The organism is Streptococcus sp. GMD1S, from assembly GCF_000296875.1.
Lineage (GTDB): Bacteria > Bacillota > Bacilli > Lactobacillales > Streptococcaceae > Streptococcus.
The window spans coordinates 1-585 of sequence record NZ_AJQY01000424.1 but is presented as its reverse complement, the minus strand read 5'-3'; the positions used below and the strand labels follow the sequence as shown (position 1 = coordinate 585).

The 585-nt window shown below is 44.4% G+C and carries 1 protein-coding gene; it reads right to left on the bottom strand.

Annotated elements, in window-relative coordinates:
* Positions 1-585 (bottom strand): DUF4982 domain-containing protein (locus GMD1S_RS10775; RefSeq protein WP_000496967.1); only part of this gene is annotated, 585 nt, incomplete at both ends.

Below are 585 nucleotides of genomic sequence, written 5' to 3'. Positions count from 1 at the left end.
TTGTCCATGCAATTGGAAACGAACCAAATTATTGGCAGTTGGTACCACATTTCCTTCACTGTCTACGATTTCGTAGTAGATGTAGGTCAAGTCTTTTCCATCGGCTGCGATTGCGTGTTCTTCCTTGACGAGGCGAACACCTGCTGGTTGGCCTGCAGTCGTGATCTTATCACGTGCAATTTCGTTTCCAGCTTCATCGCGAGCTACAGCTTCCAAGGTACCTGGTTGGTACGCAACCTTCCACTCAAGATAGAGTTCCTTAGCATTGGCACCTTCTTGGTAGGTACGGCCATCACTGGTTTGTTTTTTGTTGAACTTCTTAACTCCAAGAGATTGACCATTTAAGAACAATTCTACACTTGCAGCGTTTGAGTAAGCCCGAACTGGGATTTTTCCGTCTGAATCTTCAACTTTCGATGCCAATTCTCTATTTTCCCAGTTCCAGTGAGGAAGAAGGTGTACCATCGGTTTCTTCTTGGCAGAAACCCATTGGCTTTGGTAGAGATAAAAGTCATGTTTTGGAATACCTGCTGTATCTACGATACCAAAGTAAGAGCTCTTAACGGGAGTTTGGTTTTGGTTGTG